Annotated in this window: 22 protein-coding genes and 2 tRNA genes; 8 read left to right on the forward strand and 16 right to left on the reverse strand. The window is 54.5% G+C overall.

Features of this window, described 5'->3' with window-relative positions; all coding sequences use genetic code 11:
- Positions 1–128: 128 nt before the first annotated feature.
- The 9 genes from ACXAIA_RS09220 to ACXAIA_RS09260 form a co-directional block, all read right to left on the reverse strand.
- Positions 129–2,093, reverse strand: a complete 1,965-nt coding sequence (locus tag ACXAIA_RS09220; RefSeq protein ID WP_475349060.1) for a response regulator — start codon at positions 2,091–2,093, stop codon at positions 129–131.
- A gap of 89 nt (positions 2,094–2,182) precedes the next feature.
- Positions 2,183–3,181 (reverse strand): acrylyl-CoA reductase (NADPH), encoded by a 999-nt coding sequence (gene acuI, locus ACXAIA_RS09225; protein ID WP_475349061.1) that lies wholly within the window; start codon positions 3,179–3,181, stop codon positions 2,183–2,185.
- Between the two features lie 95 nt (positions 3,182–3,276).
- A complete protein-coding gene (locus ACXAIA_RS09230) occupies positions 3,277–3,657 on the reverse strand; it encodes a DUF1232 domain-containing protein (protein WP_475349062.1) in 381 nt (126 codons plus the stop codon).
- Positions 3,658–3,672: 15 nt separating this feature from the next.
- The gene (locus ACXAIA_RS09235; protein ID WP_475349063.1) at positions 3,673–3,981 is read right to left on the reverse strand and encodes a hypothetical protein; all 309 of its coding nucleotides are present in this window, start codon (positions 3,979–3,981) and stop codon (positions 3,673–3,675) included.
- 90 nt (positions 3,982–4,071) lie between these two features.
- Positions 4,072–5,844, reverse strand: coding sequence for an asparagine synthase (glutamine-hydrolyzing) (gene asnB, locus ACXAIA_RS09240; protein WP_475349064.1), 1,773 nt, complete (start codon positions 5,842–5,844; stop codon positions 4,072–4,074).
- Complete coding sequence (locus ACXAIA_RS09245) at positions 5,844–6,869, reverse strand: glycosyltransferase (RefSeq protein ID WP_475349065.1); 1,026 nt, start codon at positions 6,867–6,869, stop codon at positions 5,844–5,846. Before ACXAIA_RS09245 ends, asnB begins: the two co-directional genes overlap by 1 nt.
- A 24-nt stretch (positions 6,870–6,893) precedes the next feature.
- On the reverse strand, positions 6,894–7,658 hold the full coding sequence (locus ACXAIA_RS09250; protein ID WP_475349066.1) for a glycosyltransferase family 2 protein: 765 nt from the start codon (positions 7,656–7,658) through the stop codon (positions 6,894–6,896).
- Positions 7,651–8,622 (reverse strand): glycosyltransferase family 9 protein, encoded by a 972-nt coding sequence (locus ACXAIA_RS09255; protein WP_475349067.1) that lies wholly within the window; start codon positions 8,620–8,622, stop codon positions 7,651–7,653. The genes ACXAIA_RS09250 and ACXAIA_RS09255 overlap by 8 nt, the downstream gene beginning before the upstream one ends.
- A gap of 3 nt (positions 8,623–8,625) precedes the next feature.
- Complete coding sequence (locus ACXAIA_RS09260) at positions 8,626–9,654, reverse strand: glycosyltransferase (RefSeq protein WP_475349068.1); 1,029 nt, start codon at positions 9,652–9,654, stop codon at positions 8,626–8,628.
- Positions 9,655–9,815: 161 nt separating this feature from the next.
- On the opposite strand from ACXAIA_RS09260, the gene ygfZ reads away from it, so the two are divergent.
- Positions 9,816–10,730: a CAF17-like 4Fe-4S cluster assembly/insertion protein YgfZ gene (gene ygfZ, locus ACXAIA_RS09265; protein WP_475349069.1), complete on the forward strand. Its 915-nt coding sequence runs from the start codon at positions 9,816–9,818 to the stop codon at positions 10,728–10,730.
- Between the two features lie 127 nt (positions 10,731–10,857).
- Complete coding sequence (locus ACXAIA_RS09270) at positions 10,858–11,517, forward strand: hypothetical protein (RefSeq protein WP_475349070.1); 660 nt, start codon at positions 10,858–10,860, stop codon at positions 11,515–11,517.
- Positions 11,518–11,598: 81 nt separating this feature from the next.
- Here ACXAIA_RS09270 and ppdK read toward each other — a convergent pair whose 3' ends face one another.
- The 6 genes from ppdK to ACXAIA_RS09300 form a co-directional block, all read right to left on the reverse strand.
- Positions 11,599–14,259, reverse strand: a complete 2,661-nt coding sequence (gene ppdK, locus ACXAIA_RS09275) for a pyruvate, phosphate dikinase (protein ID WP_475349071.1) — start codon at positions 14,257–14,259, stop codon at positions 11,599–11,601.
- Positions 14,260–14,334: 75 nt separating this feature from the next.
- Positions 14,335–16,398 carry a glycine--tRNA ligase subunit beta gene (gene glyS, locus ACXAIA_RS09280; RefSeq protein ID WP_475349072.1) on the reverse strand — a complete coding sequence of 688 codons (2,064 nt, stop codon included), beginning with the start codon at positions 16,396–16,398 and terminating at the stop codon, positions 14,335–14,337.
- 3 nt (positions 16,399–16,401) lie between these two features.
- On the reverse strand, positions 16,402–17,292 hold the full coding sequence (locus ACXAIA_RS09285) for a glycine--tRNA ligase subunit alpha (RefSeq protein WP_044828052.1): 891 nt from the start codon (positions 17,290–17,292) through the stop codon (positions 16,402–16,404).
- Positions 17,293–17,554: 262 nt separating this feature from the next.
- Positions 17,555–17,779, reverse strand: coding sequence for a hypothetical protein (locus ACXAIA_RS09290; protein ID WP_475349073.1), 225 nt, complete (start codon positions 17,777–17,779; stop codon positions 17,555–17,557).
- 75 nt (positions 17,780–17,854) lie between these two features.
- Positions 17,855–18,640, reverse strand: a complete 786-nt coding sequence (locus ACXAIA_RS09295; protein ID WP_475349074.1) for a tRNA1(Val) (adenine(37)-N6)-methyltransferase — start codon at positions 18,638–18,640, stop codon at positions 17,855–17,857.
- Between the two features lie 38 nt (positions 18,641–18,678).
- A complete protein-coding gene (locus tag ACXAIA_RS09300) occupies positions 18,679–18,936 on the reverse strand; it encodes a putative signal transducing protein (protein ID WP_475349075.1) in 258 nt (85 codons plus the stop codon).
- Between the two features lie 253 nt (positions 18,937–19,189).
- Here ACXAIA_RS09300 and ACXAIA_RS09305 point away from each other — a divergent pair, with 253 nt between their 5' ends.
- From ACXAIA_RS09305 to ACXAIA_RS09330, 6 genes are all read left to right on the forward strand, one after another.
- On the forward strand, positions 19,190–20,227 hold the full coding sequence (locus ACXAIA_RS09305; protein WP_475349076.1) for a polyprenyl synthetase family protein: 1,038 nt from the start codon (positions 19,190–19,192) through the stop codon (positions 20,225–20,227).
- Positions 20,228–20,326: 99 nt separating this feature from the next.
- Positions 20,327–20,403 (forward strand) — tRNA-Pro (locus ACXAIA_RS09310).
- Between the two features lie 211 nt (positions 20,404–20,614).
- A tRNA-Pro gene (locus tag ACXAIA_RS09315) sits at positions 20,615–20,691 on the forward strand.
- Between the two features lie 509 nt (positions 20,692–21,200).
- A complete protein-coding gene (locus tag ACXAIA_RS09320; RefSeq protein ID WP_475349077.1) occupies positions 21,201–22,262 on the forward strand; it encodes a TRAP transporter substrate-binding protein in 1,062 nt (353 codons plus the stop codon).
- Positions 22,263–22,372: 110 nt separating this feature from the next.
- Complete coding sequence (locus tag ACXAIA_RS09325; protein ID WP_475347433.1) at positions 22,373–22,957, forward strand: TRAP transporter small permease subunit; 585 nt, start codon at positions 22,373–22,375, stop codon at positions 22,955–22,957.
- Positions 22,958–22,978: 21 nt separating this feature from the next.
- Positions 22,979–24,370, forward strand: coding sequence for a TRAP transporter large permease (locus ACXAIA_RS09330; RefSeq protein WP_475349078.1), 1,392 nt, complete (start codon positions 22,979–22,981; stop codon positions 24,368–24,370).
- Between the two features lie 138 nt (positions 24,371–24,508).
- Here ACXAIA_RS09330 and spbR read toward each other — a convergent pair whose 3' ends face one another.
- Complete coding sequence (gene spbR, locus ACXAIA_RS09335) at positions 24,509–25,645, reverse strand: SpbR family protein (RefSeq protein ID WP_475347435.1); 1,137 nt, start codon at positions 25,643–25,645, stop codon at positions 24,509–24,511.
- Between the last annotated feature and the right edge of the window lie 365 nt (positions 25,646–26,010).

The raw sequence follows: 26,010 nt of genomic DNA on the forward strand, positions 1-26,010 counted from the left end.
GTCATGCGCAAAATCATTGTAAGGGCAAACGCAAGGATGCGCATATATCATGCAGCGGTCCTTGACACTTAACACCGCTGCTTTTTCTTTTGCACACCAACATCTCTGCCTAAAACCAGTGACGAACATTATGCGGCGAACACTTCACAAAGCTCGTCAAGTGTCGCCAGAAGCTCTTTAAGGTTCAGCGGCTTGGACATCACCATGACCGGTGCATCTGTCCCGTCCTCGTCTTCAACTGGCTTCTCGGCATCACCGGGATGGCCGGTCATCACAATAACCGGCAGTGCAGGATTGCGTTCGCGGAGCTCCTTGACCAGCGTATTGCCATCCATTTGTGGCATGCGAATATCGGTAATCAGGATATCGGGCTGGACTATGCCTGCGATCGCCAGAGCATCTTCACCGTCGCTTGCTGCGGACACATTAAAGCCCTGTGCTTCCAGATAGCCCGAGATAATCTCCATCGCGTCAAGTTCGTCATCGACCACAAGGATACGAATATTACCGCGTGCTTCCGCATTCTTTGGCACCTGCGACAGCCACCCGTCCTCGAGTTCTTCATCGGCCAAATCGTCTGCCTCAGTGACCTCGATATCGGCAAGCGGCAGGGAAATTTCAAAACAGGCCCCGTCGCCCTCGTTTCGAACATCGATCCTGCCGCCCATGGCTTCAACAATGCCAAAGCTGACAGAAAGGCCAAGTCCGGTGCCCTTGCCCACATCCTTGGTGGTAAAGAACGGGTGGAACAACAGATCAATCGCCGCTTCCGGCACGCCACCACCGTTATCATTGACCGCAAGCTTCAATGTCTTGCGCGTTTCATCAATCATGGCACAAACCCGGATCAGGCCACCAATGCTTCCGGCGTCATCGCCGTTTTCGTTAATCGCATCCCGGGCATTGCTCAGTAAATTGACCAGTACCTGTTCCAGTTGGACCTGACGACCATTCACAAAGCAGCGCTGCCGGGGAGACACGACATCAATGACGATGCCTGAAAGTCGGCAGTCATGCTCAACCATATCTACGGCACGCTCGACCGCCTTCATCACATCAAACGGTGCGAAATCGTCATCGTCTGGTCGGCTGTAAATCTGAAGGTGTTTGATGATCTCGGACATGCGCTCTGTCTGTGCACTGATCAGGGACAATCTTTCGCGCTGGAAAGCTGGCTTTACCGCATCCAGATCATATTGCAGGGCACAGGTATCAGCAGCCATGCGGATTACATTGAGCGGCTGGTTCATTTCATGGGCCACGGATGCCGCCATCTCGCCGAGTGTGGCGAGTTTGGAAGTCTGAACCAGCTGGCGTTCGACCTTGCGCTTTTCGGTGACATCTTCGGCCAGCATCAGCATCGCGGGCGCGCCTTCATGGGTAAAGGCAATGGCCGAGACTTCAAGTTCGACATTCTCGCCTTCCGGGCGCTGACAGATGATCGTGAAATCCGCCCGGCCGGGATAACCATTGCGATAGCGCGAGATATATTCTTCAAGTGTTTCGCGGCTTGAAGGATGCACCATCTCCATAAAGGATCGCCCAACAAGCTTGTCGCTGTCGCTTGCGCCCAAAATGGTCACCCCCTGCTGGTTCATATAGACGATTTCTTCCCCGCTCAAGACAGAGATAAGTTCCGGTGCCAGTTCAACCAGCTTGCGGTATCGTTCTTCACTTTCCTTCAGCGCCCGCTCGGCCCGTGAACGCTCAATCGCGTAGCGGATCGAGCGGCGAATGGTGCGACCATCCGGGAATTCCTTGGTCAGATAGTCTTCTGCACCGTGCTGAAGTGCATCAAACGCCAGTTCCTCGTCCTTGTGACCGGTCAGAACAACCACAGGCGCAACATTGGCACAACTGCGAACACGACTGATGGTCGCGACCCCTGACGAATCCGGCAATGTCAGATCAAGCAGGACAACGTCAAACTGCGCTTCTGCCCCTTCTCCATTAAGAACCGCCATCGCAGAAGCAAGATCACTGCAATGTTCGATATCAAATGGTTCACCGGTTTCTTCCAACAGGGTGCGCACCAGAAACGCATCCCCAGGATTATCTTCGACAAGAAGAATTCGAAACCGTTGTTCAGGCATTGCAGTCGCATCCAACTATCAGAGAAACGGGTTCTCGTCCTGTATTGAAAGGATCGAAAACCTGTTGATTCTGCATGGTTTCGCCGTCCCTAGCAATCCTGAACATCAACAAGCAGCCGTCCCTTGACCTGACCTTTGAGGATCTTCTCACCCCATGGAATAATGTCAGCAAGCGCAACCTTGGTAGTTGCCGCTGCCAACTGGTCCTTGGGCAGTTCCTTGGCAAGGCGTTTCCAGGCACGAACACGCGTTTCATACGGGCACATGACTGAATCAATGCCGATCAATTTCACACCACGCAGCAGGAACGGAATAACGGTTGCCGGCAAGTCCGGACCACCGGCAAGTCCGCAGGCGGAAACAACACCATGATACTTCATTTCAGACAGCACATGCGCAAGGGTCGTGCTGCCGACACTATCAATGGCCCCCACCCAGCGCTCGGCCAAAAGCGGCTTGCTGGTGTCGGTCAGTTCATTGCGATCAACAATCGTGCTCGCCCCAAGGTCACGAAGATATTGATGCGTTTCCGCACGCCCGGTTGATGCGGCCACCAGGTAGCCCAGCGAAGACAGAATGGAAACAGCAACCGACCCGACCCCGCCTGCGGCGCCAGTCACCAGAACTTCGCCATCGTGATCTTTTGAGACGCCCTGCTCTTCAAGCGCCATGACAGCCAGCATTGCGGTAAAGCCGGCTGTACCAATCGCCATCGCCTGCGAAGCGTCAAGCCCGCCGGGCAGTGGCACCAGCCAATCCGCTTTGACCCTGGCAAGTTGGCCATATCCGCCCCAGTGGGCCTCACCAACGCGCCAACCGGTCAGGATAACTTCGTCACCGGTCTTGTAGCGATCATCAGTCGATGAAACGACTTCGCCCGAAAAATCGATTCCGGGGACATGTGGATAATTTCGAACAAGCCGCCCCAAACCGTTCAGGACCATGCCATCCTTGTAGTTCAAGGTCGACCATTTGACGTGAACCAGAACCTCGCCTTCAGGCAAGTCATCTGTGCTCAGATCCTTGAATTCTGCCGAGACGCCTTTTTCTTTCTGGTTAAGTACCAGTGCACGGAATGGCTCAGTCATGGGGTCCTCCCGATCTGTTCGGTTTACAGATCAAGAGTATGGGGCCGGGTTCCTTACGTCAAACCTGGACATGGCTTTCAGGCTAAGTCAGGGGCTCACTCAAGGACAGGACTGCGCGCCGGATCGAACGCGGGGTCCACATCGCCCACTAGGGCAATAAGGATCACGACACCCACCAGAATGCCCAGATAAATGAGTAACCGTCGGGAAGCATTCCTGTTTTCAGGACTTGCTGGAACAACCTCATCCTGCACTTCCCCCGGCAGACTGCGGTAGGATAGCCAGCTCAGCAACGGAACAATAACGAGGTCATCTAACCAGCCAAGTCCCAGCAGGACATCGGGCAACAAATCGACCGGACTGATCAAATAGACGAGTCCGGCCAATAAAAGCAGCTTGGATTTCAACGCGACATCCTTGCGCAGCAAAGTGCGCAAAAGGTTCGGGATGACCATCCAAGTCGATGCCTTTTTCACAAGACCTAACCCATCCTAGCGATGCAATGGTGTGACATAGGCAGAGTAGGCAACTCGCATCGCTTGTGCAAACTGATCACGCTCTTTCTCTGTATAGCGCGACTTCGCAATGTCATTCTCAGCTGACAGGCAATCCGCGGTGCATTCCGCGAGAACGGTGGTCGGCAGTTTGAATTCGTATGTCGCACCCGACGCGGCAGTCCCCTTCAAGGGCATCGCTTCGATCGATTCCGCGTGCAGATCACTCGGCGGCACAGTCATCCATGCCAGTCCCAATGCAAAACCAAGAACAGCCAGCATTGCTAGTTTATCAAGATACAGCATCTCTACGTCCCAACAGCATTTCTGTTAATTGTTATTCGCAATTGATAAATGCCGTAGCGACGTACTTGTTCCCTCAAAAGTTAAGAGACATTAACTTCTTACCGAATTTTCGAGCGTTTCAAAGACATCCGCACCCGGTGCATGACCAAGCACGTTCGCCTGATGCCAAAGGGCATAAAACAGCAAATGCCAACAGGCGGCCCCTTCGCGTTTGCCCGGTGTCTCAAAGAGTTTCTCGACCCGCTCAGCATCGGCAATTTCGGCAATACCTGCCTGACGTGCAACCAGGGGACCAAGTTCCTTGCCGCGCCCTGCAATCCACTCAGATACCGGCACAGTAAACCCACGTTTTTTGGCAAATGGCTCCGCCATTGGCAAGCAACGCTCCAACCATTTACGCAACAGAAACTTGCCGACACCTTTGCGAACCTTGAGACGGTCCGGCAGCTGATAGGCAAACTCTGCGACAACCGGATCGAGGAAGGGGGCACGCCCCTCGAGGCCATTGGCCATCAACATGCGATCCAGCTTCAACAACAGGTCATTTGGCAGCCAGTCAGAACAGTCAACAGCCTGTGCGATCGAAAGACGAGAGCGTTTCCCTCGGTTTTCACGACTTTCCGAGGCAGCAATTCCATCGCGCCAGCCGTCAAGAATACCTGGGCGCAAGACGTCAACCTTGTCAAAAGTCCCCTTGGATCGCATGACGCGTCCCCCAAGCAAAAAGGGACGCATGACCGAACGATACCGGCCATAGCCGCCAAACAATTCGTCACCGCCTTCGCCCGACAGCACAACCTTGAAATCGCGCGCAGCTTCCTTGGCAAGTTTATAAGTCGGCAAAATCGCATAATCTGCCGCCGGATCATCCATACATGCGGCCACCTCGGGCAACAGCGTCCAGAAGTCCTTCTCGGAAAACATTACCTCGACATGATTTGCATTGCAGGCCTTGGCGACATTACGCGCAAGCTCGCGCTCGTCATGGACGCTACCGGCTTCAAACGCCGCCGTATAGGCCGTTACCGGCCGTTCATTCAGGCGATGCATCATGCCAAGCAAGGATGCGCTATCCACCCCACCCGACAGGAACATGGCATAGTCGACATCGGACCTTTGATGCAGACGGACCGTTTCCTCAAATACCCCGTCCCATTCATAAAGCGCACGGTCAAGATTGTTACCAACGGCACCCGTGTCACTCAAAACCTGACGACGGCGACGCTCGACGATGCGTCCGTTTTTCAAAACGATGGTTTCGCCAGGTTGCAGGCGCTTGATCCCGTCCAGGATGATCTCTGTCCCGGTTGTAAATTGAACCTGCAGCAGTTCCGCGCGCGCGTCCTCACGCACTTGACGTCTCACAAGGCCCGCGGCAACCAATGCCTGCGCTTCGGATGCAAAGGCAAAATATTCGGGTGTTTCGACGTAATAGACCTGCTTGATGCCAAACGGGTCGCGACACAGAACAACCTGATTGTCGATCACATCGTGAATGGCAAAGGCATACATACCACGCAGTTGATCAAACCCGCCAACACCATCGCGTGCAAATATGCGAAGGGCTGTTTCGCAATCCGAATGGGTTTTAAATCCGTCTTCGCCCAACTCTTTTCTGAGTTCGAGATAGTTATAAATCTCGCCATTGGCGATCAGGGCATTGCCATTTTCATGATATAGCGGCTGATCGCCTGTATTCAGATCAATGATCGCAAGTCGGGTCTGAACAAAGCCGACAGGCCCTTTAACGTAACGCCCGTCTCCATCCGGCCCACGGTGTGCCAGGGCATCACGCAAACGATCCAGCACCTCAGGATCAAGGGTTTGCTTGTCCTTTGCGATATAACCGGCAATCCCGCACATTAAGGTGTTACCTCATCAAAGAAGGCCTTGTATCGACTGACCACGACATCCTCAGTAAAGTCTGCTTCAAACGCAGCGAGACCGTTTGCCGACAATGTTTGGGAAAGAGCTTTATCATCAACCACTGTGCGCAAATCATTCGCCAGCGCAGCAATATCTTCAAGAGGCGAGAGTAATCCGCTTTCCCCCGGCTTGATCAACTGCACGGGTCCCTGACTGGCTTGCGCAACGACAGGTTTGCGGTGCGCCCAAGCCTCAATCACCATGTTGCCAAGCGGCTCGTGGCGCGAAGATGCGCAAAAGACATCACAGGTAGCAAAAAGATTGGCTACATCCCGGCGCCAGCCCAACAACCGGATACGATCAGCCACACCACATTCGCCAGCCAGTCTCAGCAGCTCATCCTTAAGGCCGCCTGCCCCGGCAATCCACAGATAGGCATCAGGCACATCAACCAAAGCGCGGATTAGCGTATCGAATCCCTTGTTCTCATGCAGACGGCCCAAACCCAAAATCAACGGTGCGTCGTTCGGCGTGTTGAATTCGGATCGATCAATTGGGGTACCGGGTTTTGCGTCGACAAAGTTCGGGAGATAATGGGTCCGATCAGCCGGCCAACCTTCACGTACCAGATAATCACAAATGTCGCGCGTGTTGCCGATCAGGTGGTCACAATCACGGAAATTCTTCAGCTTGTAATAGCCACCAAGTCGGGCGACTTTGGTAAAATTGCCCGATGGCGTCATACGGCTGGCACGGTTCATCCAGCTCAGAACGATCTTCGGCTTGTGCTCTTTGATCTGCTTGCGCAATGCCCAAGGCGTTCGGAAATCAAGGCGCCCGCCAAAAGGCAACTCTTCAAATGAAACACCATTTTCGGCAAGAACGGCGTTACGGCCTTCGTTCGGCCGGACAACGCAATGCTGATCAACCCCGGCACGCTCAAAGCCAGATGCCAGACGCACAAAGAACTCCTCTGCACCTCCGAAAGGGCTTCCGGCCATGGTTTGCATCAACATGGTCATTGGCGGTTCTCCGATGCACCCAGATTACTCGTCGTCATAGCGCGCCTTAAGATAGGATACCATCGGGAACAAAGCAGCCAGCAAGGCGATCAGGAACCCCATACCGCCTTCCTTGTATCCCTTGCGCGATACAAAGCAGCGCCAGAAGCGTGAAATAATACGTCGGAAGTTATGTGCAAAACTGCCAATTTTTCCTGAAGCGCGCAGGTCAGCTGCACGTGCTGTTGTATAGCTGTCAAAACGGCGGATCATGTCTGAAATATTGCGGTCAACAAAATGCACCAACGCACCGCCAAGCTTTGGCCCCTGACTCCCTGTAAAGTTTATAGACGGATGAACACGTTGCCCGCCCCAGACCTTGCATCCCTTCCTGAACAACCTCCATACCGCCGAAGTTCCGAACGACGCGCCCCAACCATAACGCACCAATCGTTTGCCGACATAATTATCAACAGCGATCAAATAGCGGTCATACCCACCGACGCTGACCGCCTCCTGAATCGACCGCGCAAGTTCGTCATTAACATGCTCATCAGCATCTAATTCAAATATCCATTCACAGGTTGCCTCTTCGATCCCCTTGTTCCGACGATGCCCCTCAATGGTCCAACTACCAACAACTGTTTTTGCACCAAACTCTTTTGCGATCTCTTCGGTCCGGTCTGTGCATTTGTCACAGACAACAACAATCTCGTCGGCGAAGCTGATCTTTTCCAAGCATGCGGCCAAACGATTTTCTTCGTTGTGGGCACAAATAACCACTGAAATACTGGGTTTTGTATCAGTCATGGACCTGTTCCTGTTTACGATGATCTGTGACCAATTGGATTGCCGCTGCGACCACTTTGGCAACCGGCAGGGTTTCCATCAAATTTTCTTTCGACAGATAGCTTTCGCGGTTTGCCATGATCTTGTCAAAGGACCAATCTGTCCTAACTGCCCGCCCCCATCTTGAATAAGGCCTGTAATGTTCGTCGCGTGACGGCCCGAAAAGTCCGAGTGTCGGGCATCCTGATGCCGCCGCCATATGCATGAGGCCTGAGTCATTGCCAAGATACAAATCTGCGCTTTCTAGACACGCCATTACTGTCAGGAGGCTCTCGGTCCCGAATATCTCGGACTTGCGGTTTTCAGGAAGGGACCGGATAACCGGCGCGGCCATCTCACGCTCGTTCGGGGCGCCGATCAACAAGACATGCGCGCCTTCCAGAACGCTGCCCTCACCTGTAAGCAGAGAAATTGTTTCAATAAACCGTTCTGGATGCCAGGTTTTGCCAACCCAGTTTGATGTTGGCCCAACGACCAGCAGGGGTCGATCCGTCTTGGGCAATATCTGCTGCGCGCGAGCCCGTTCCTTTTGACCAATCCAGATTTTTGGCGAAGGTGGCGGCTCTACGCCGATCATTCTGCCCAACTGTTCCAGTCGATGGAGGCTGTTATCATTGCCCGGCAACACCACCCGTTTCCGTCCCGGCAACACATAGGCCGTCGCACTGCCGCGCAAATCAACGATGATATCCCACCAGTTCAGGACGACAGATTTCCAGAGCTTCCACCAATGGCCGCCGCGCTTTTGCTTGGGCATTTTGATGATACGTTCAAGGTTCGGGACACCTTCGAAAATTGGGGCTGCAACCGGCCCGCAGGCAACCGTCACGCGGATGCCGGGATAGGTTTCGACATAGTGGCGCAGAACCGATGTCGACAGTACCGCATCGCCCAGACGGTTTGAGGTGATGAACAGCAGGCGCACGGTTTACAGTTTCTCCAGCTCGCCAGCGACATGGATCCATTCGCGTCGATCATTGCGCGCGGCTTCGGACTGGCTGGCAAAGAAGGAACGGTCTGTCAGAAGCTGCGATGTGATGTTGCCAAATGCCGCCTCGTCAGGGACGATGTAACCGGTCTTGCCATCCTCAACCCGACTTTTGGCAATCCCGCCATAGGACACAACCGGTGTTGCAGCCCCTAGCGCATCAACAAGCCACTGCCCGACATAATCCGTGCCATACTTGCCGTGATGGAGGAATGCCCGTGCATTGGCAACGGTTTCGGCCATATCGGCTTCGGGTTTGGGATGATGAACCCTTACCCCCTTGTCGATGGCCGAACGCACCATATCGAGCAGGTCTTCAGATACGGCGTCGTTTTCGCCGGCCATGGCGCTAAACAGGTCATAGGCATAGATTTCAAGGATCGCATCGGGTGCCTTGGGCGCAACGTAGGTTTCCCAAATGCGGATGATCTGGGCGATTCCGGTCGAGCTGTTGGCAACGGTCACGGCCAGTTCATCGCGCGATTCAAACGCCCAGTGCATGTTCGATGCCATGACAAAGGATGTCGTCGCCCCTGGCTTGATCACCACCGGCTTTTTGGCCAGTTCCGCATCAAAGGCGTTTGCCTGCGCATCATCGGTAAAGATGACCTGAACTCTCTTTTCCTGCAGAACCAGACGCACATCATCGGCATTCAACCGCGCCGGATCGCCATCGAACCAAAGTGCAATGGTTGCGCCTTCGGGTACAGATGCGTGGCTGAGCAACGCCGGATCGCGCCAGACAATCACGGTATTGACCGCATCACCGCCAAAGGGTGGCAGTTCAGCATCAAGCTGGCGCCAGGCAACACCGTGCATGTCCTTGTCGATGCCGCCACTCCGGCGCGCTTCGACCTTATGACCGCGGGCAACAAGGGACTCTGCCAAGGCAATGAAAGCGCGCTGGCATGTTCCGAGCGGACGGGCTTCGCGATCCTTGGGATCAAAGCCGATAGACTGATCAAGCATCAAGATTTTCATAAGTTTGGTTCTATCCGTTCGACGCCGTTTTATGAAGGGTTTTCTTATATCTTATCCGGCCCTTATCCGCACAGACAGGTCTTGCGAAAATTCTGTGATTGCCCCACATTTTGCCCAAACAATTCCGATGAACCGGAGCCAAAATCATCATGAGTGAGACTTTTTATGCCCTTTTGCCGGATCGCGCGGTGATCCGCGTGAGCGGCCCGGACCGGGTCAGCTTTCTGCAAGGGCTGGTATCAAACAATATCGAAACCATTTCACCCGAGAAGTCGGGCTATGGCGCGCTTTTAACCCCACAGGGCAAATTCCTGTTTGATTTCTTTGTCTATCATCAGGATGAAGACAGCCTGCTGATTGAATGTGAACGCGGCGAAAATGGCGAACGTGCGGCCGAACTGTTCAAAAAACTTCGCATGTACAAGCTGCGCGCAAAAGCCGAACTGACGGATGTCAGCGACAGTTACGACGTGATGGCAGTCTTTGGCAAAGATGCCCTGACGTCCCTTTCGCTTGAAGCAACACCTGGTGCGACAGCCCACATGGCCGATGGTATCAAGGCGGTTGACCCGCGCCTGGTCGAGATGGGCGCGCGTGTCCTTCTGCCAAAAAATGCGCTGGCGGAAATGGGTGCGATCGGTGCCGAGGAGAGCGATGTCGAAGCCTATCACCAGATGCGTGTTTCGCTGGGCATTCCCAATGGCAGCGAAGAAATGGAAGTCGAGAAATCCATCCTGCTTGAAAGCGGCTTTGAGGAGCTGGGCGGCGTCGATTTCAAAAAGGGCTGCTACATGGGCCAGGAGCTTACTGCCCGCACCAAATATCGTGGCCTTGTCCGCAAACGCCTGTTGCCTGTCAAAATTGACGGCCCGGCACCAAGCGTTGGCACACAGATCATGAATGGCGACAAGGAAGCTGGGATTATCCGTTCTGTCCATGGCGATTTCGGACTGGCTCTGATCCGGCTTGAGCGGGTTGAAGGCGATGCAGAGCTATCTGCAGGCGATGCAAAGATCACGGTTTCTGTTCCCGATTGGGTTCAGTTGCCGGAAAATGCTGCCTGAATTCGGCCCAAAACCCGAAACTGATGTATCAAACGGGCTCCGCCATGCGGGGCCCGTTTTTCGTTAAAGTCTGTTGCAACGCACCAACAGCCCCTATGTTAAAAGAAAAGCAAAATCGGGATTTGCGATGAAACTGTGGAACAGGGTCCTTTATGTCCGGGGCTTGATGGCCGTGCTTTGCACGCTTGCCATGACACCTGCCATGGCAGCAATTCAGCAAACTGCGCCGGATTTAAGTGACGTACCGGTATCCGACATGTCGATTACTGAGGCCGAAAAGGAACTGGCAACAATCACCGAGGCGTATAACCGCAAGGGTTATCAGATCAAGCAGATGGCGCTTGGCACGTTGCTTCGCTTCTACACGCAAAAAATTGTGCCCTGTGGGGCGATTGTCACAAACGTTCGTGACTGTCTGGACAATTACTGGCCGGACCTTAAAACCTATCCGGGGCATTTTCTGGGGCCGAATGAAAAGCCCGCACTCAAGCCGACCATCGAACAGGCGCGCATGACAGAGGAAAACTACCGCGATGCGGTAGAACGTCTGAACATGTTGCTGCGTGCCGTCCGCTATGAAAGCACGCTTGCCCCCGACCAACGTTATCGCACGCAGCTTGATGCCGTGATTGCGCACCTGACGGAGCTTCGCGAGGCCGAATATCACAACCGGCTGCTTTTCGAGAAACTGTTCAAGATCGGCGGCATCATCCTGTTGCTTCTAGGGCTCGCGGTTGGCGGAATGCTGGTGATGAAACACCGGACCCAACGCAACGACCCGTCATAACAGTAAGACAAAAAAGAACGGCAACGAGCTACCCCGTTGCCGTTTTTATCTTTGTTCACGTCTCAAATTTACGTGCTGAAATTATTTACCAAGTGCAGCCTGTGCTGCAGCAAGGCGGGCAATCGGTACGCGGTACGGGGAACAGGAAACGTAATCAAGCCCCTGTGCCTCGCAGAAGGCGATGGATGCTGGATCACCGCCATGCTCCCCACAAATGCCAAGCTTGATGTCACCGCGCGTTGCACGGCCCCGCTCGGCCGCAAGGCTGACCAACTCGCCAACGCCATCCTGATCCAGCGATACGAACGGATCACCGGCGAAGATGTCCTTGGCAATATAGGTATCAAGGAAGCGCGCCGCGTCATCACGTGACAGACCAAAGGTCGTCTGGGTGAGGTCGTTCGTGCCAAAGCTGAAGAATTCGGCTTCTTCGGCAATTTCACCCGCCCGGAGCGCGGCACGCGGCAGTTCGATCATGGTGCCAACCAGATATTTCAGCTTGGCGCCCTTTTCGTCTTCGACCTCAGCTGCGACCCTGATGATCGCGGCCTTGAGGATTTCAAGTTCCTTCTTGCCAACAATCAGCGGGATCATGATTTCCGGAATGACCGGATCGCCACCATCCTTGGTCACCTCGATCGCAGCTTCAAAGATGGCGCGTGCCTGCATCTCGTAGATTTCCGGATAGCTGATCCCCAGACGGCAGCCGCGATGACCCAGCATCGGGTTGGCTTCGGCAAGATCCAGCAGGCGACGCTTGACGATGGCTTCGGACACACCGGCAGCCTTGGCCACCTCGGCGATTTCGGCATCGCCATGCGGCAGGAATTCATGCAGCGGCGGATCGAGCAAACGAATGGTGACCGGCAGCCCCTTCATGATGCGGAACAGGTCGATAAAGTCCTGACGCTGATAGGGCAGAAGTTTTGCCAGCGCGGAACGACGGCCCTGCTCGGTTTCAGCCAAGATCATCTCGCGCATGGAGATAATCCGTTCCGGATCAAAGAACATGTGTTCCGTGCGGCAAAGACCTATGCCCTCTGCCCCGAAGCCACGTGCAGTTTCGGCTTCTTCCGGGGTTTCGGCGTTGGTGCGGATCGTAAGACGACGCAGCGCATCCGCCCATTCCATCAGCTGCGAGAAATCACCGGAAAGATCGGGCTTCAGGGTTGCGACTTCGCCCAGCATGACTTCGCCGGTTGCGCCATCAAGGGTGATAACGTCCCCTTCCTTAAGGGTCACACCGCCCGACATCATGGTTTTGTTGGCATAGTCAATTTTGACCGCACCGGCACCACAAACGCAAGGTGTGCCCATACCGCGCGCAACCACGGCCGCGTGACTGGTCATGCCACCGCGTGATGTCAGAATACCTTGGGCCGCATGCATGCCGGCAATGTCTTCGGGGCTTGTTTCGATACGTACTAGAATAACCTTGCGACCCTTGCCTGCCCATTCTTCGGCAACCTCGGCGGAAAAGACGATCTGGCCGGATGCCGCGCCGGGTGATGCCGGAAGGCCCATACCAACCACCTTGCGGTCCGCTTCGGGATCAAGGGTCGGGTGCAGCAGTTGGTCAAGCTGCGCGGGATTGACGCGCATGATGGCGTCTTCCTGGGAAATCACGCCGTCACGGCACATTTCAACCGCGATGCGCAGTGCAGCCTTCGCCGTGCGTTTGCCCGCACGGGTCTGAAGCATGTAAAGCTTGCCGGACTCAACGGTGAATTCCATGTCCTGCATGTCGCGGTAATGGGATTCAAGCTTTTCGCGGATATCACAGAGTTCCTTGAAGACACGGGGCATCGCGGCTTCCATCGAAATCAGGTCGGAACCGGATTCCTGTTTTTCAATTTCGGTCAGCGGCGCCGGAGTACGGATACCGGCAACAACGTCCTCGCCCTGCGCATTGATCAGGTATTCGCCATAGAAGCGATCTTCGCCAGTTGAGGGATTGCGTGAGAAGCACACACCGGTCGCGCAGTCATCGCCCATATTGCCAAAGACCATCGCCTGAACGTTGACCGCAGTCCCCCAGCTGGCCGGGATATTGTGCAAACGGCGGTAGGTGTTGGCACGTGCATTCATCCAGCTGCCAAAGACGGCACCAATCGCGCCCCACAGCTGTTCGCGCGGGTCCTGCGGGAAAGGTTCGCCCAATTCGCTTTTGACTTTTTTCTTGAATGCTTCGACGACTTCGGCCCAGTCATCTGCGCCCATGTCGGTATCAAGGGCAACGCCCTTGTCTTCCTTGACGGTCTCAAGGATGTCTTCGAAGTGATAGTGATCAACGCCCAGAACGACGTCGCCATACATCTGAATGAAGCGGCGGTAACTGTCATAGGCAAAGCGACGGTCACCAGATACGGCTGCCAGTCCTTCGACCGTTTCGTCATTGAGACCAAGGTTCAGAACCGTATCCATCATGCCGGGCATGGACGCCCTGGCACCGGATCGCACGGAAACAAGAAGCGGGTCCTTGGCATTGCCAAATGTACGGCCGACAAGTTTTTCAACAGAGGCCAAGGCACTTTCGACTTCGGCATTCAGACCATCCGGGTAAGCGCGGTCATTGTCATAAAACGCCGTGCAGACTTCGGTTGTAATGGTAAAGCCGGGCGGGACTGGAAGTCCGAGATTGCACATCTCGGCAAGGTTTGCGCCCTTGCCGCCCAGAAGTTCACGCATATCCGAACGGCCCTCGGCGCTACCGCCACCGAAACCGTAAACCCATTTGGTCATCTTGCCTTTTCCTCATCTGGTCGAGGCCCCGATGGGCCTCCCCGGATGGGGAAAGCCCCGCAACCTTGACCGTATTTATGATTCGATCTTCGAGAAGTCGGCAATATCGTGCAATGCCGTGCGAATTTGCGCCAACAGCTTCAAGCGGTTGGCACGTTCATCAGCATTGTCGCTATTGACCGTAACCTTTTCGAAGAATGTATCGACCGGTTCACGCAACCGCGCAAATTCGGTCATAGCCGCGGCATAATCCTCGTCACGCAGAAGTGGCAAGGCCTTGTGCCGGACATCAATGAGCGCCTCATACAGTTTGCGTTCTTCTTCCAGGCTCAGAAGATCCGCGGAGACGTCCGCGTCATAGGACATATCGTCCTTTTTCTCTTCGATGCGCAGGATGTTGGACGCACGCTTGTATCCGGCCATAAGGTTGACGCCGCTTTCACCGGAGACAAAATCGGAAAGCGCTTCAACACGGGCCAACAGGCGGACAAGATCGTCCTCGCCATCGAGTGCAAACACGGCCGACACCAGATCATGGCGCACACCCTGTTCACGCAGATGGACTTTGAGACGGTCTGCAAAGAAGGCCAGAAGGTCTTCGACCGCCTCGTCACGACGAATGGTTGCCGGGTACTGGGAAACCGCGAAAGCAAAGATGCGCCGCAGCGGCAAACGCAAACCGTTTTCCAGAACCAGACGAATGACACCCAGTGCCGCACGACGCAAAGCAAACGGGTCTTTTGAACCGGTCGGCTTTTCATCAATCGCAAAGAACCCGGCAAGGGTATCAAGTTTCTCAGCCAGAGCGAGGGCAACCGAAACCGGGGCGGTCGGGCACATGTCCGACGGGCCGGCCGGTGCATAATGCTCGGCAATTGCATTGGCGACTTCCGGGGCTTCGCCGTCATTCTCGGCGTAATATTTACCCATCAGCCCCTGAAGTTCGGTGAATTCAAACACCATCTGCGACACGAGATCGGCCTTGCCGATTTCTGCTGCGCGGTCGGCCAGCTTGGTATCACAACCATCAATATCTGCAGAAACTTCACGCGCCAGACCCCGCAGGCGCAGAACGCGCTCTGCCAGCGAGCCAAGCTTGGCGTGGAAGACGATGTTATCAAGCTTCGGCAGACGCGATTGCAGCGTCACTTTCCGATCCTGATCCCAGAAGAACTTGGCATCATGCAGACGCGCACGCAGAACCCGCTCGTTCCCGGCGATGATCTTGGCGTTGCTGTCGGCGGTGATCATGTTCGAAACCGTGATGAAGCGCGCGGCAAGCTTGCCGGCCTTGTCTTCGACCACGAAATATTTCTGATGTTCACGCATCGAGGTTTCAAGAACCTCGCGCGGGATGTCCATGAACTGGTCATCAACCTTGCCCATGACCGGCACCGGCCATTCAACCAGACCACAAACTTCTTCAAGAAGACCGTTGTCTTCCAGAAGTTCAAAGCCTTCGGACGCTGCAAGTTTCTTGGCACCGTCAAGGATGACCTGTTTGCGCTGTTCGCGATCCAGCATGACCTTGGCGGCAAGCAGCTTTTCCTTGTAATCGGCGGCATTCGTGACACTGAATTCGGCCGGGGCAAGGAAACGATGGCCACGGGTGGTATCGCCTGCGGTGACCGGACCATAGGTGACCGGAATAACCTTGCCATCAAACAGGCACAGAATGCGGTCAAGCTGACGCACCCAGCGGATTTTCTGATCTGCCCAGCGCATGGATTTCGGCCAGGGCAGTTTATTCATTGCATCTTCGATGATGTCCTTGATGACATCGGATGCCGCGCGGCCTTTCTGTTCGACAATCGCAAACAGGAAGACGCCCTTGGGCGTTTCACGCTTTTCGCACTGATCAAGGGTCACACCATTGCCGGTCAGGAAGCCATTGATGGCCTTTTCCGGGGCATCGGCACGCGGACCACGGCGCTCTTCGCGCAGGTCAGGCTGTTTTTCCGGCAGACCATCAACAATCAGGGTCAGACGACGCGGGGTAACCAGCGCTTCGACCTTATCAAAGCCAAGGTCGGTGGCCTTCAGGCCATCGGTGACCAGTTTGGACAGGTCTTCGGCTGCACGCGCCTGCATGCGGGCCGGGATTTCTTCGGAAAACAGTTCAAGCAGCAATTCGGCCATGACTTAAGCCTCCTCGTTCAGATGGCCACGCGACCGCAGCCACGCTTCGCAGCAGGATTTCGACATGTCACGAACGCGGCCGATATAGGCCGCACGTTCGGTCACGGAAATCACACCGCGCGCATCAAGGAGGTTAAAGAGATGGGATGCCTTCATGGCCTGCTCATAAGCCGGCAGCGCCAGACCACGTTCAATATTCACCGCACACTCGGCCTGCGCATCCTTGAAGTGCTGGAACAGCATGTCGGTGTTTGCGACTTCAAAGTTATAGGTCGACTGTTCGCGTTCGTTCTGCAGGAACACGTCGCCGTAACTTACACCAGCGCCGTTGTAATCAAGATCGTAAACGTTCTCGACACCCTGAATATACATCGCCAGACGTTCCAGACCATAGGTCAGCTCTACCGGGACCGGGTTACATTCAAAACCGCCAACCTGCTGGAAATAGGTAAACTGGGTGACTTCCATGCCATCAAGCCACACTTCCCAGCCAAGACCCCAGGCGCCCAGCGTCGGGCTTTCCCAGTCATCCTCGACAAAGCGGATGTCATGGGCCATCGGGTCAATGCCCAGATGCTTGAGCGAGCCAAGATACAGATCCTGCGAATTGGCCGGTGACGGCTTCATCAGAACCTGGAACTGGTAATAGTGCTGCAGACGGTTGGGGTTCTCACCATAACGACCATCGGTCGGGCGACGGGACGGCTGCACATAGGCTGCATTCCAGGTTTCCGGGCCCAGCGCGCGCAAGGTTGTCGCGGTGTGGAAGGTACCGGCACCGACTTCCAAGTCATAAGGCTGCAGGATGACACAACCCTGATCGGCCCAATAGCTTTGCAGTCGAAGAATGATTTCCTGGAATGAAGGGGGACGTTGTGACCCGTCGAGCGCCATGGCGCGAACTCTCTGTTACTGTTTCTGTAAATTTATGGCGGCAAGCTACCGCCCTGCCCCGGCGCGGTCAAGAACGCAAAAGCCCTGAGACACGCCGAATTTGCAACCCTTGTATCCTGCCCTTCGCCATTATGCCGCATTGCAGCAACATAGATCAGCGATTATCGGGAAAAATCCAAGACAAATTCACATGCCTTGCCCCAAAGTCGAATGCCATCAGGCGGCTTTCGTCACAGGCAAATCAGAAAGGCAGGTAGAAGCCCTAGTCTTCGCAGCGATGCGCGTTGCCCTCGGCATGGTAAACCCCGCAATTCGGGCATTTTTCAAGCTCGTGGGCGACCGGCTTGGACTGGCTTTTCTTTTCGTGGCTGGTTTGTTTGGGCTGCTCTTTGCTGGAAACCTGTTTGCCGCGATTAAACAGTTTGAAGCCCTGCCAGACGACAACGACGACAAGCGCGGTGAATAGGATTTTCGAAAAACTCAGCATGTCAGGTCCCAAAGCACGGATTTATCTGCGACATTCATCGCAACCATGTCGTCTTTATATTCAAGTTCGACCGATTTAGAAACCGGGCAATGCCGTCGGATTGCGTAAAAGGCGATCCGTTTCCGGCAAATAGACCCCGCCTTCATCGTGCAAAACGATCCCGCGCCGCATGGTCAGCGGCGATGCAACGCCCTTGCGGGCCGAAACAATCACACGCAAGGGCGCATCTGCGTCGGCCTTGCTCCAGATCGGGTAAACCGTCATGTCTCCCGCCCTCCCGTGCAACAGACCAATGATCCGGTCAAGGTGATCGGCACGATGCACCAGCGTGATGCGCCCCTTTTGCCGGACCATCTTAAGGCAAAAACCGATCCAGCCCTTAAGATCGGCGGTGCCTTCCTGATGGGCCCTGGCACGGCTTTCGTTGCTGGGCCGCGTGCCACCGGCATAATAGGGCGGGTTGGAAATCACCTGATCAAAGCTTTCAGCAACCAGCGGCAAGCGACCATCATTGATATCACCGTGGATCGGCGTGACCCGCCCGGCGAAATCATTTTCCATCACATTGCGACAAAACAGCGCATAGAGATCATCTTGCAGCTCAACACCGGTTACCTTTGCGGTTTCAAGGCGTCGGGCAACACACAGTCCGGCACTGCCAACAGCCGCCCCGACATCAAGGATCTTTTCATCACGACGGGAATTGATCGAAACCGATGCCGCCAGCAATACAGCATCGACCGCCGCCCGGTAGCCGTCGACGGGTTGCTTGAGCACAACCGACCCGCCAAGAAGGTAATCATGACTGATCCGCTCTTCGGGGAAATCGGGCACTTCAATGCGTGTGGCTGCACTCACCATCAATGGTCCTGATCTGTCGTTCCGGGTTGTTTGCAATGTTATTCGGACGCCAGCGCGTCCGAACCATCACTTTTGGCGTTATGCTCATCAAGCTCGCGTCTGGCAACATCAAGAACGTATTTCGCGCGACTTTCCTCTTCGCCATCGACCATCAATCGCCTTGGCAGCGCCCCGATGGATCCTTCGATGATGCTGGCATGATAGTCAAAAATATGACTGTCGATGCCTTCATCGGCCAAAACAGCCTGTGCCCAGCTCAGTTCGATCGGATCGTTACTGCGAAATAGTTCGATCATCGGCATTTTCCCTCAAACTGTGATCAGGCTTGTCTTACGTTTTGAACTTTGAAGAAATCCAAAAAACAATAATATCTCTATAATGTAGGGGCTTGCAGTCGTGGTTTACAAAATCCTTTGCAAGAAACCCTGAATTATCTGCGGTTAAAGCAGGACTGGAACCGCATTTGTCCACTTGACCACAACAGCTTGGCCTATCTATGTTGAGGCCGCCTGCTGTTATTTGCAATCTTCGCCCAAGCAGGCAGCGAAGATGCCATTTGAGAAGTCGGAATACAGCGTGACCAATACCGCACCGCAGCCAAAGACTCAGCCGAGCCTTGATTCACTGGTCAACCTCGTCGACGGCGACATGAAGCGCGTCAATCAGGTGATCATCGACAACATGCACAGCGAAGTCGCCCTGATTCCGCAATTGGCAACGCACCTTGTCGCTGCTGGCGGCAAACGTATGCGCCCGATGCTGACATTGGCATCCGCCCGCCTTTGCGGTTACGGCGATGGCCCGCATGCCGTTGATCTTGCAGCCTGCGTTGAATTCATTCACACAGCGACCCTTCTGCATGATGACGTAGTTGACGAAAGCCAGCTGCGCCGTGGTCAGGCATCGGCCAATGCCCTGTTTGGCAACGAAGCCAGCGTTCTGGTCGGCGACTTCCTGTTTGCGCGCGCCTTTGTTGTCATGGTCAAAACCGGGTCGCTGCGCGTTCTTGATATTCTGGCACAGGCATCTGCCGTTATCGCCGAAGGCGAAGTCCTGCAGCTGTCTACCGCCAATGACATGGGCACCACCGAGGAAGCCTATCTCGAAGTGATCACCGCCAAAACCGCAGCCCTGTTTGGTGCGGCATCGCAGATTGGTGCGGTGATTGCCGATCGCTCGGCGGAGGATGAAGAAGCGCTTCGTCTTTACGGCATCTATCTTGGGACGGCCTTCCAGCTAATTGACGATGTTCTGGATTACTCCGCCCATCAGTCGACCCTTGGCAAAACCGTTGGCGATGATTTCCGCGACGGCAAGGTGACACTGCCGGTGATTATTGCCTATGCCAATGGTGATGAAGACGAAAAAGCCTTCTGGCGGCGCTGCATGGAAGATCAGGACTTCCAGGATGGCGATCTGGACCGCGCACAGGAACTGATCCGCAAATATAACGCGCTTGATGCATCCATGGACCGGGCGCGCGAGTTCGGTCAGAAGGCGATCGACACCCTGACCCGGTTTGAAGATGGCGCGATCAAGGATGCCATGATCGAAGCTGTCGAGTTCTGCATTTCCCGCCCATATTAATCGATATTCCCGTTGCGCATGCCGGGGTCACACCCGGACGGCACAAAAATATCTTGCGTCGCCTGCGATAAACCATTATCACCCGGCTTCGCAGAATGACGGAGCGTAGCTCAGCCTGGTAGAGCACTGTCTTCGGGAGGCAGGGGTCGGAGGTTCGAATCCTCTCGCTCCGACCATCATTCAAAGGCCCTGATACGGTTATCCGTTTCAGGGCCTTTTGCGTTTCAAACGGCAAGCCATCGCCCTATGAACATGCGCGCGCCCATGAATTTCAATCGCTTGTTTCGTCCCCATCCCCGCACGACACCAAACTGACATTTTTTCCGCCAAAACGTCGGGTTTATGCTTGATCCGCGCCGAAAGAAGGGATAAACCTCCGCCCACTGACGGAGCGTAGCTCAGCCTGGTAGAGCACTGTCTTCGGGAGGCAGGGGTCGGAGGTTCGAATCCTCTCGCTCCGACCATCAGTCGGGCGGTCTTTCATTGAAAGGCCGCCCGTTTTCGTTTTCGCACATGAAAACCCGTGTTGATGCCAAAATCTGCTGCATCTGCACTTCGGCATGGCAGCATCAGACGGCCAGCACGTACTTCCACGAACAACATGGCAAAACGATCCTAACGGATAGCGAATCACCATACGAAAAGTAAGGTCATGAGATCGCACCTGCGTAAACGACGAGGATCATAGGCCTTTTTGGCATTCAACTTTCGAACAAGATGAAAGAGCACCAAATACGCAATCCCGTGCGGATTTCCTGCTTTTGCGCCCGACAGCAAGTTTCATTTTTGCACCGCAATAAAGATATTTTCTTTCGCAAACGAGGAAACAAACTTGCTCATCCTTGCGAAATACGCTTATGCTTCGCCCTGCAACATAAAAATCGGGGAGAAAACCGCCCAATAATAAAAGCAAAAGGCGGTGGTCGGCCTCACGTGGTATTACCAATTTCGGACTTCTTAGGGAGGAAGACGAATGACTTTTTCTAAAGTGCTTAAATCAGCAACTTGCGCTGCTGTTCTTGCTGCGGCTGCGTTCACGGCGGCCCCGTCTGATGCGGACGCCCAGGAGCGTGTTCGCTGGAAAATGGGCTCCACCTATCCGGGCAGCCTGACCCAGCTCGGTACGCTTGGCAAACGCGTCGAAGAGAAAATCGAAGAAGTTTCTGGCGGCAATGTCCGCATCAAATTCTACGAGCCAGGCGCCCTTGTGCCAGCACTGGAAGTTTTCGATGCCGTTTCGACCGGCTCGATTGATGCCGCATTCTCCACCCCGGGTTACTGGGCAGGTAAAGTACCGGCCCTTCAACTGTTCGGTGCCGTTCCGTTCGGCCCGCAGGCTGGTGAATATCTGGCATGGGTCAAGTTTGGCGGCGGCCAGGAAATCTTTGACGATCTGTATGCCGAACATGGCATCAAATCGCTGTTCTGCGGCCTGATCGCACCGGAAGCATCGGGTTGGTTCTCCAAGGAGATCAATTCGCCGGAAGACCTTAAAGGTCTGAAAATGCGCTTCTTCGGTCTTGGCGCAAAAGTGATGGAAAAACTTGGTGTTTCCACCCAGCTTCTGGCGGGCGGCGACATCTATCCGGCACTTGAGCTTGGCACCATTGATGCCACCGAATTCTCCATGCCGGCGATTGACCTGAAACTCGGCTTCCATCAGGTCGCGAAATACTACTACTTCCCGGGCTGGCATCAGCAGTCGACCCTGTTCGATCTGATGATGAACAAGGAAAAGTGGGATGCCCTTTCCGACACCCAGCGCGCCCAGATCGAATCCGTATGTAACGACAACCTTGCATATGGCTTTGCAGAAGGTGAAGCGATCCAGTTCAACGCCCTGAAAGAACTTCAGGAAAAAGGTGTGAACATCAAAAAATGGTCGCCGGAAATGCTCGACACCATGCGTGGTGCCTGGGAAGAAGTTGCAACCGAGCTTTCGGCTGAGGATGCGAACTTCAAAATGGCTTACGAAAGCCTCCAGAGCTTCCGCAAAGATTACAAGATCTGGAAAGACATCGGATATCTCGAATAATCCAACAGGTCTGAACGACTGTTGAGGCAGTCGACAAAAACAAGTCTCGGCAAGGCCGGGTGCTCCGTGCCCCGGCCTTGACCGCGAAAAGAAGACCCGGGAGACCTTCTATGGAAGCGCTACTGAAATTTAGTGACGGCATCGACGCCATCGTGACCCGTGTGGGCAAGTGGGCAAGCCTGCTTGCGATACCGTTGATGATCGTCATCCTGTACGACGTGATCCAACGTAAGTTTGGCGGACAGGGCTCCATCAAGCTTCAGGAGCTTGAATGGCATCTGCATACCGGCCTGTTTATGTTGTGTTTCGGGTTCGCCTATATTCGCGACTCACACGTCCGTATCGAACTGATCCGTGACAACCTACGCCCCCGCACCCGTGCGATCGTCGAGATGATCGGCGGTATCATTTGCGTTTTGCCATTCTGTGCACTGGTGCTGTATTTCGGTTTTGATTTTGTTGCCCGCTCTTTTGAAAGCAACGAGGTTTCGGCTTCCACAACCGGCCTAACCCACCGCTGGATCATCAAATCGACCATCCCCATCGGCTTTGGCCTTCTCGCCATGGCGGGGCTTTCAATCTTCCTGAAATGCTTCGTCTTTGTCTTTGGCCCGACCAACCTGCACAAGCGCGCAGGCTACTATGTCGGCACCCACCATCTAGAAGACCTTGGCACCGCCAAGATCGAAGACTGAGCGGAACGGGGATAATTCCAAATGGGTAACTTCTATATCGAAGACTGGTTTCCGCTGTTCATGTTTGCCTCGCTGGGCATGCTTGTCTTCACGGGACTTCCGGTTGCATTCGTCATTTCAGGCATCGGGATCGGCTTTGGCTTCCTGGGTATGGCCTATGACGTTTTCTCCTTTATTGAATTTTTCAATATCGTCTCTCGCATCTGGGGCGGCATCTCCGAAAATATGGTGATGGTCGCCGTGCCGATGTTTATCTATATGGGCACGATGCTTGAAAAAAGTGGTGTTGCAGAAGATCTTCTGGAATGCCTCAACATGCTGCTGCGCAAGGTCCCGGGTGGTCTTGCCCTGTCGGTGACCCTGATGGGGACCATCATGGCGGCAACCACCGGCATTATCGGCGCATCGGTCGTGATGATGACCCTGCTGGCCCTGCCGGTCATGATGCGTCGTAACTATGACCCGTCGCTTGCCACCGGGACAATTGCCGCATCGGGGACGCTGGGCATTCTGATCCCGCCATCGATCATGCTGGTTCTGATGTCCGACCTTCTGTCGGTATCGGTTGGTAACCTGTTCCTGGCGGCCATCATTCCGGGCCTGATCCTGGCGGGTCTTTACACCGTCTATATCTTTGTACGCTGTCAGATGAACCCGTCCCTTGCCCCGCCCCTGCCAGAAGGCGAAGCGGTGCATGGCAAAGACCTTGTCATGATGGTGGTGCGCAGCTTCCTGCCGCCGGTCTTCCTGATTGTTCTGGTTCTGGGATCGATCTTTGCCGGTTTTGCCACACCGACCGAGGCCGCAGGCGTTGGTGCGGTTGGCGCGACCTTCCTGGCATTGGTCAAGGGACGCCTGAAATGGCCGGTCCTCAAGGATGTTTGCGAACGTTCGGCCCTTACCGGCGCGATGTTGTTCTTCCTGTTTGCCGGTGCAACGGTGTTTTCCTATGTGTTCCGTTCGCTTGGCGGCGATGATCTGGTGATCGATCTTGTCGAAAGTGCCGGTTTGGGACCGTGGGGCATTCTGCTGTTGCTGATGCTGATTGTCTTTATCCTTGGCTTCTTCTTTGACTGGGTCGAGATCACCCTGATCGTTCTGCCGATCTTTGCACCGGTTATTGCCCAGCTTGATTTCGGTCATCACCTGGATATCGGTGGCCTGGAAGCAAGCGAAGCACAGGTTCTGACTTGGTTTGCGGTCCTTGTGGCGGTGAACCTGCAAACAAGTTTCTTAACGCCGCCCTTCGGGTTTGCCCTGTTCTATCTCAAAGGCGTGGCGCCAAAGTCGATTTCCATCCAGCAGATCTACAAGGGCATTATTCCCTTCGTGCTGCTGCAGGTTGTCGGGCTGCTTCTGGTGATGTACTTCCCGGAACTGGCACTCTGGATGCCCAACACTATTCTTGAATAGCGTAAGGCACAAACAATCGTTAAAAGGGCGCCGTCAAAAGACGGCGCCCTTTTCGTTTGGCAACAAGGCCCCAAAAGAAAACCGCCCGGATCCACGATCGGGCGGCTTTGATCTGACTACATTGTAGCGCGCAGCTGATCAGTGATGCATCGCCCGTTCACCGGGAAGCTGCAGCATGCGGCCCATGAGATAATCGACATCATCTGAATCGAACTCGACACCCAAGTCACCATACTGGGTCAGAACCCGTTCAATCATCCGGCGGGAATAGCGTTCCTTGTCATGTTCTTCACCGTCAAACGATGTTTCGCGCGCCACTTCGATGGCAGCACGGACACCGGGGAAGAAATGCTCTGGCATGCCGGCCTTGTTATAGATCGCTTCCAGACCAAACGGTCCGCTGTCATGGATCAGGATCCGGGTATTGATCAGCGATACGCCTGCCCGTTTTGCCAAGGCCGCTTCAAAGAACGAAACATCCCCCATGCAAAGGGCGCGGAGGATCAGGCCGCTGGTCAAACGGTTGTTAGTATAAAGGTGCTCAACAAGCAATTCGACATCACGTTCTTCAACCCCGTCACCAAGCAACCCGATGGTCGCGCTTTCCTGCGACTGGGTCATCACGGCATTGACGATGCCCTCTGGGATATGGCCGCGCGAAATCAGTTGTGAGCGCATCCGTTCGGACACCAGGGTCACCATGCGTTCGGCAATCGTGATCGGCAAATGGTTGCGTTCGATCATCGGTTTCTGGATGCGTTCATTGTCGCCGAAATCATCAACGACCTTTTGCAAGGAAACCTCGCTGATTTCCGCACCCTGGTTTGACATCAGATCGACCATCACGTCTTCATGGCCGATATCAACCAGCGTTGCCGAAACAACTTCAGACACATGGGCACGCGAGGCAATCGCGCGCTGCTTTTCAACACTGTCTGCATTGTCGCCAATGATATCGACAAGATCGTCATCATTGAGCACTTCGGAAAATTCCAGAACCGGCAGGGCAACATCATCAACATCGCGCGCCAAGGTCGCAGCAACGTCATGGGGCACCAGAGGTGTCTGGGCAAGGTTCTTGGCAAGGGCCTTACGAACGCGCACTTCCGCGTCGCGGATCATCAGACGGAAAATATCTTCGGCCAGAACACGTTCGCTGTCCGTCAGGGTTTCGGTCGTGAATTCACGGCTGATTTTCTCAGCCGTGTCGGCACGGTTTGACCCGGACGGGTCCTGAACCAGCTTGCTCAGATCTTCTTTGGTGATACGTGGCAATAGATATCTCCTGGCACGCTTCTCACATGGCTGCCAAATTACTGCGCAAGATTATACTTCCGGCAGGGAATCGACAAACATATTTTCCTTAGTTGGGACACAAGGTCCTGATTTTCAACCATCCTGTTGATCAGTAAAGATCGGGAATTTTATCCCGATGCCGGATGGATGATATCTGACCACCTGCCGCCATGGCGGAAACACACTATTTCAGTCGTAAATTATTTGCCAGCGATCAAAAGACGAGAAATCTGGCAAATTCCGACAGCACCGACGAAAAATTGACTAAACTCAAATTCTTCATCATCACAATATGATAAATCTGGTTACCAGTTTTTGAAGATCAAGCGGTCATGCACCATGTT

The organism is Thalassospira sp. ABL2_045 (assembly GCF_056161285.1).

What these genes read in the sequence shown, in the direction of transcription:
- ACXAIA_RS09220 (WP_475349060.1), bottom strand. Translation starts at nt 2,093, where the DNA reads ATGCCTGAACAACGGTTTCGAATTCTTCTTGTCGAAGATAATCCTGGG.
- acuI (WP_475349061.1), bottom strand. Translation starts at nt 3,181, where the DNA reads ATGACTGAGCCATTCCGTGCACTGGTACTTAACCAGAAAGAAAAAGGC.
- ACXAIA_RS09235 (WP_475349063.1), bottom strand. Translation starts at nt 3,981, where the DNA reads ATGCTGTATCTTGATAAACTAGCAATGCTGGCTGTTCTTGGTTTTGCA.
- asnB (WP_475349064.1), bottom strand. Translation starts at nt 5,844, where the DNA reads ATGTGCGGGATTGCCGGTTATATCGCAAAGGACAAGCAAACCCTTGAT.
- ACXAIA_RS09245 (WP_475349065.1), bottom strand. Translation starts at nt 6,869, where the DNA reads ATGACCATGTTGATGCAAACCATGGCCGGAAGCCCTTTCGGAGGTGCA.
- ACXAIA_RS09250 (WP_475349066.1), bottom strand. Translation starts at nt 7,658, where the DNA reads ATGACTGATACAAAACCCAGTATTTCAGTGGTTATTTGTGCCCACAAC.
- ACXAIA_RS09260 (WP_475349068.1), bottom strand. Translation starts at nt 9,654, where the DNA reads ATGCTTGATCAGTCTATCGGCTTTGATCCCAAGGATCGCGAAGCCCGT.
- ygfZ (WP_475349069.1), top strand. Translation starts at nt 9,816, where the DNA reads ATGAGTGAGACTTTTTATGCCCTTTTGCCGGATCGCGCGGTGATCCGC.
- ACXAIA_RS09270 (WP_475349070.1), top strand. Translation starts at nt 10,858, where the DNA reads ATGAAACTGTGGAACAGGGTCCTTTATGTCCGGGGCTTGATGGCCGTG.
- ppdK (WP_475349071.1), bottom strand. Translation starts at nt 14,259, where the DNA reads ATGACCAAATGGGTTTACGGTTTCGGTGGCGGTAGCGCCGAGGGCCGT.
- glyS (WP_475349072.1), bottom strand. Translation starts at nt 16,398, where the DNA reads ATGGCCGAATTGCTGCTTGAACTGTTTTCCGAAGAAATCCCGGCCCGC.
- ACXAIA_RS09285 (WP_044828052.1), bottom strand. Translation starts at nt 17,292, where the DNA reads ATGGCGCTCGACGGGTCACAACGTCCCCCTTCATTCCAGGAAATCATT.
- ACXAIA_RS09290 (WP_475349073.1), bottom strand. Translation starts at nt 17,779, where the DNA reads ATGCTGAGTTTTTCGAAAATCCTATTCACCGCGCTTGTCGTCGTTGTC.
- ACXAIA_RS09295 (WP_475349074.1), bottom strand. Translation starts at nt 18,640, where the DNA reads ATGGTGAGTGCAGCCACACGCATTGAAGTGCCCGATTTCCCCGAAGAG.
- ACXAIA_RS09300 (WP_475349075.1), bottom strand. Translation starts at nt 18,936, where the DNA reads ATGATCGAACTATTTCGCAGTAACGATCCGATCGAACTGAGCTGGGCA.
- ACXAIA_RS09305 (WP_475349076.1), top strand. Translation starts at nt 19,190, where the DNA reads ATGCCATTTGAGAAGTCGGAATACAGCGTGACCAATACCGCACCGCAG.
- ACXAIA_RS09320 (WP_475349077.1), top strand. Translation starts at nt 21,201, where the DNA reads ATGACTTTTTCTAAAGTGCTTAAATCAGCAACTTGCGCTGCTGTTCTT.
- ACXAIA_RS09325 (WP_475347433.1), top strand. Translation starts at nt 22,373, where the DNA reads ATGGAAGCGCTACTGAAATTTAGTGACGGCATCGACGCCATCGTGACC.
- ACXAIA_RS09330 (WP_475349078.1), top strand. Translation starts at nt 22,979, where the DNA reads ATGGGTAACTTCTATATCGAAGACTGGTTTCCGCTGTTCATGTTTGCC.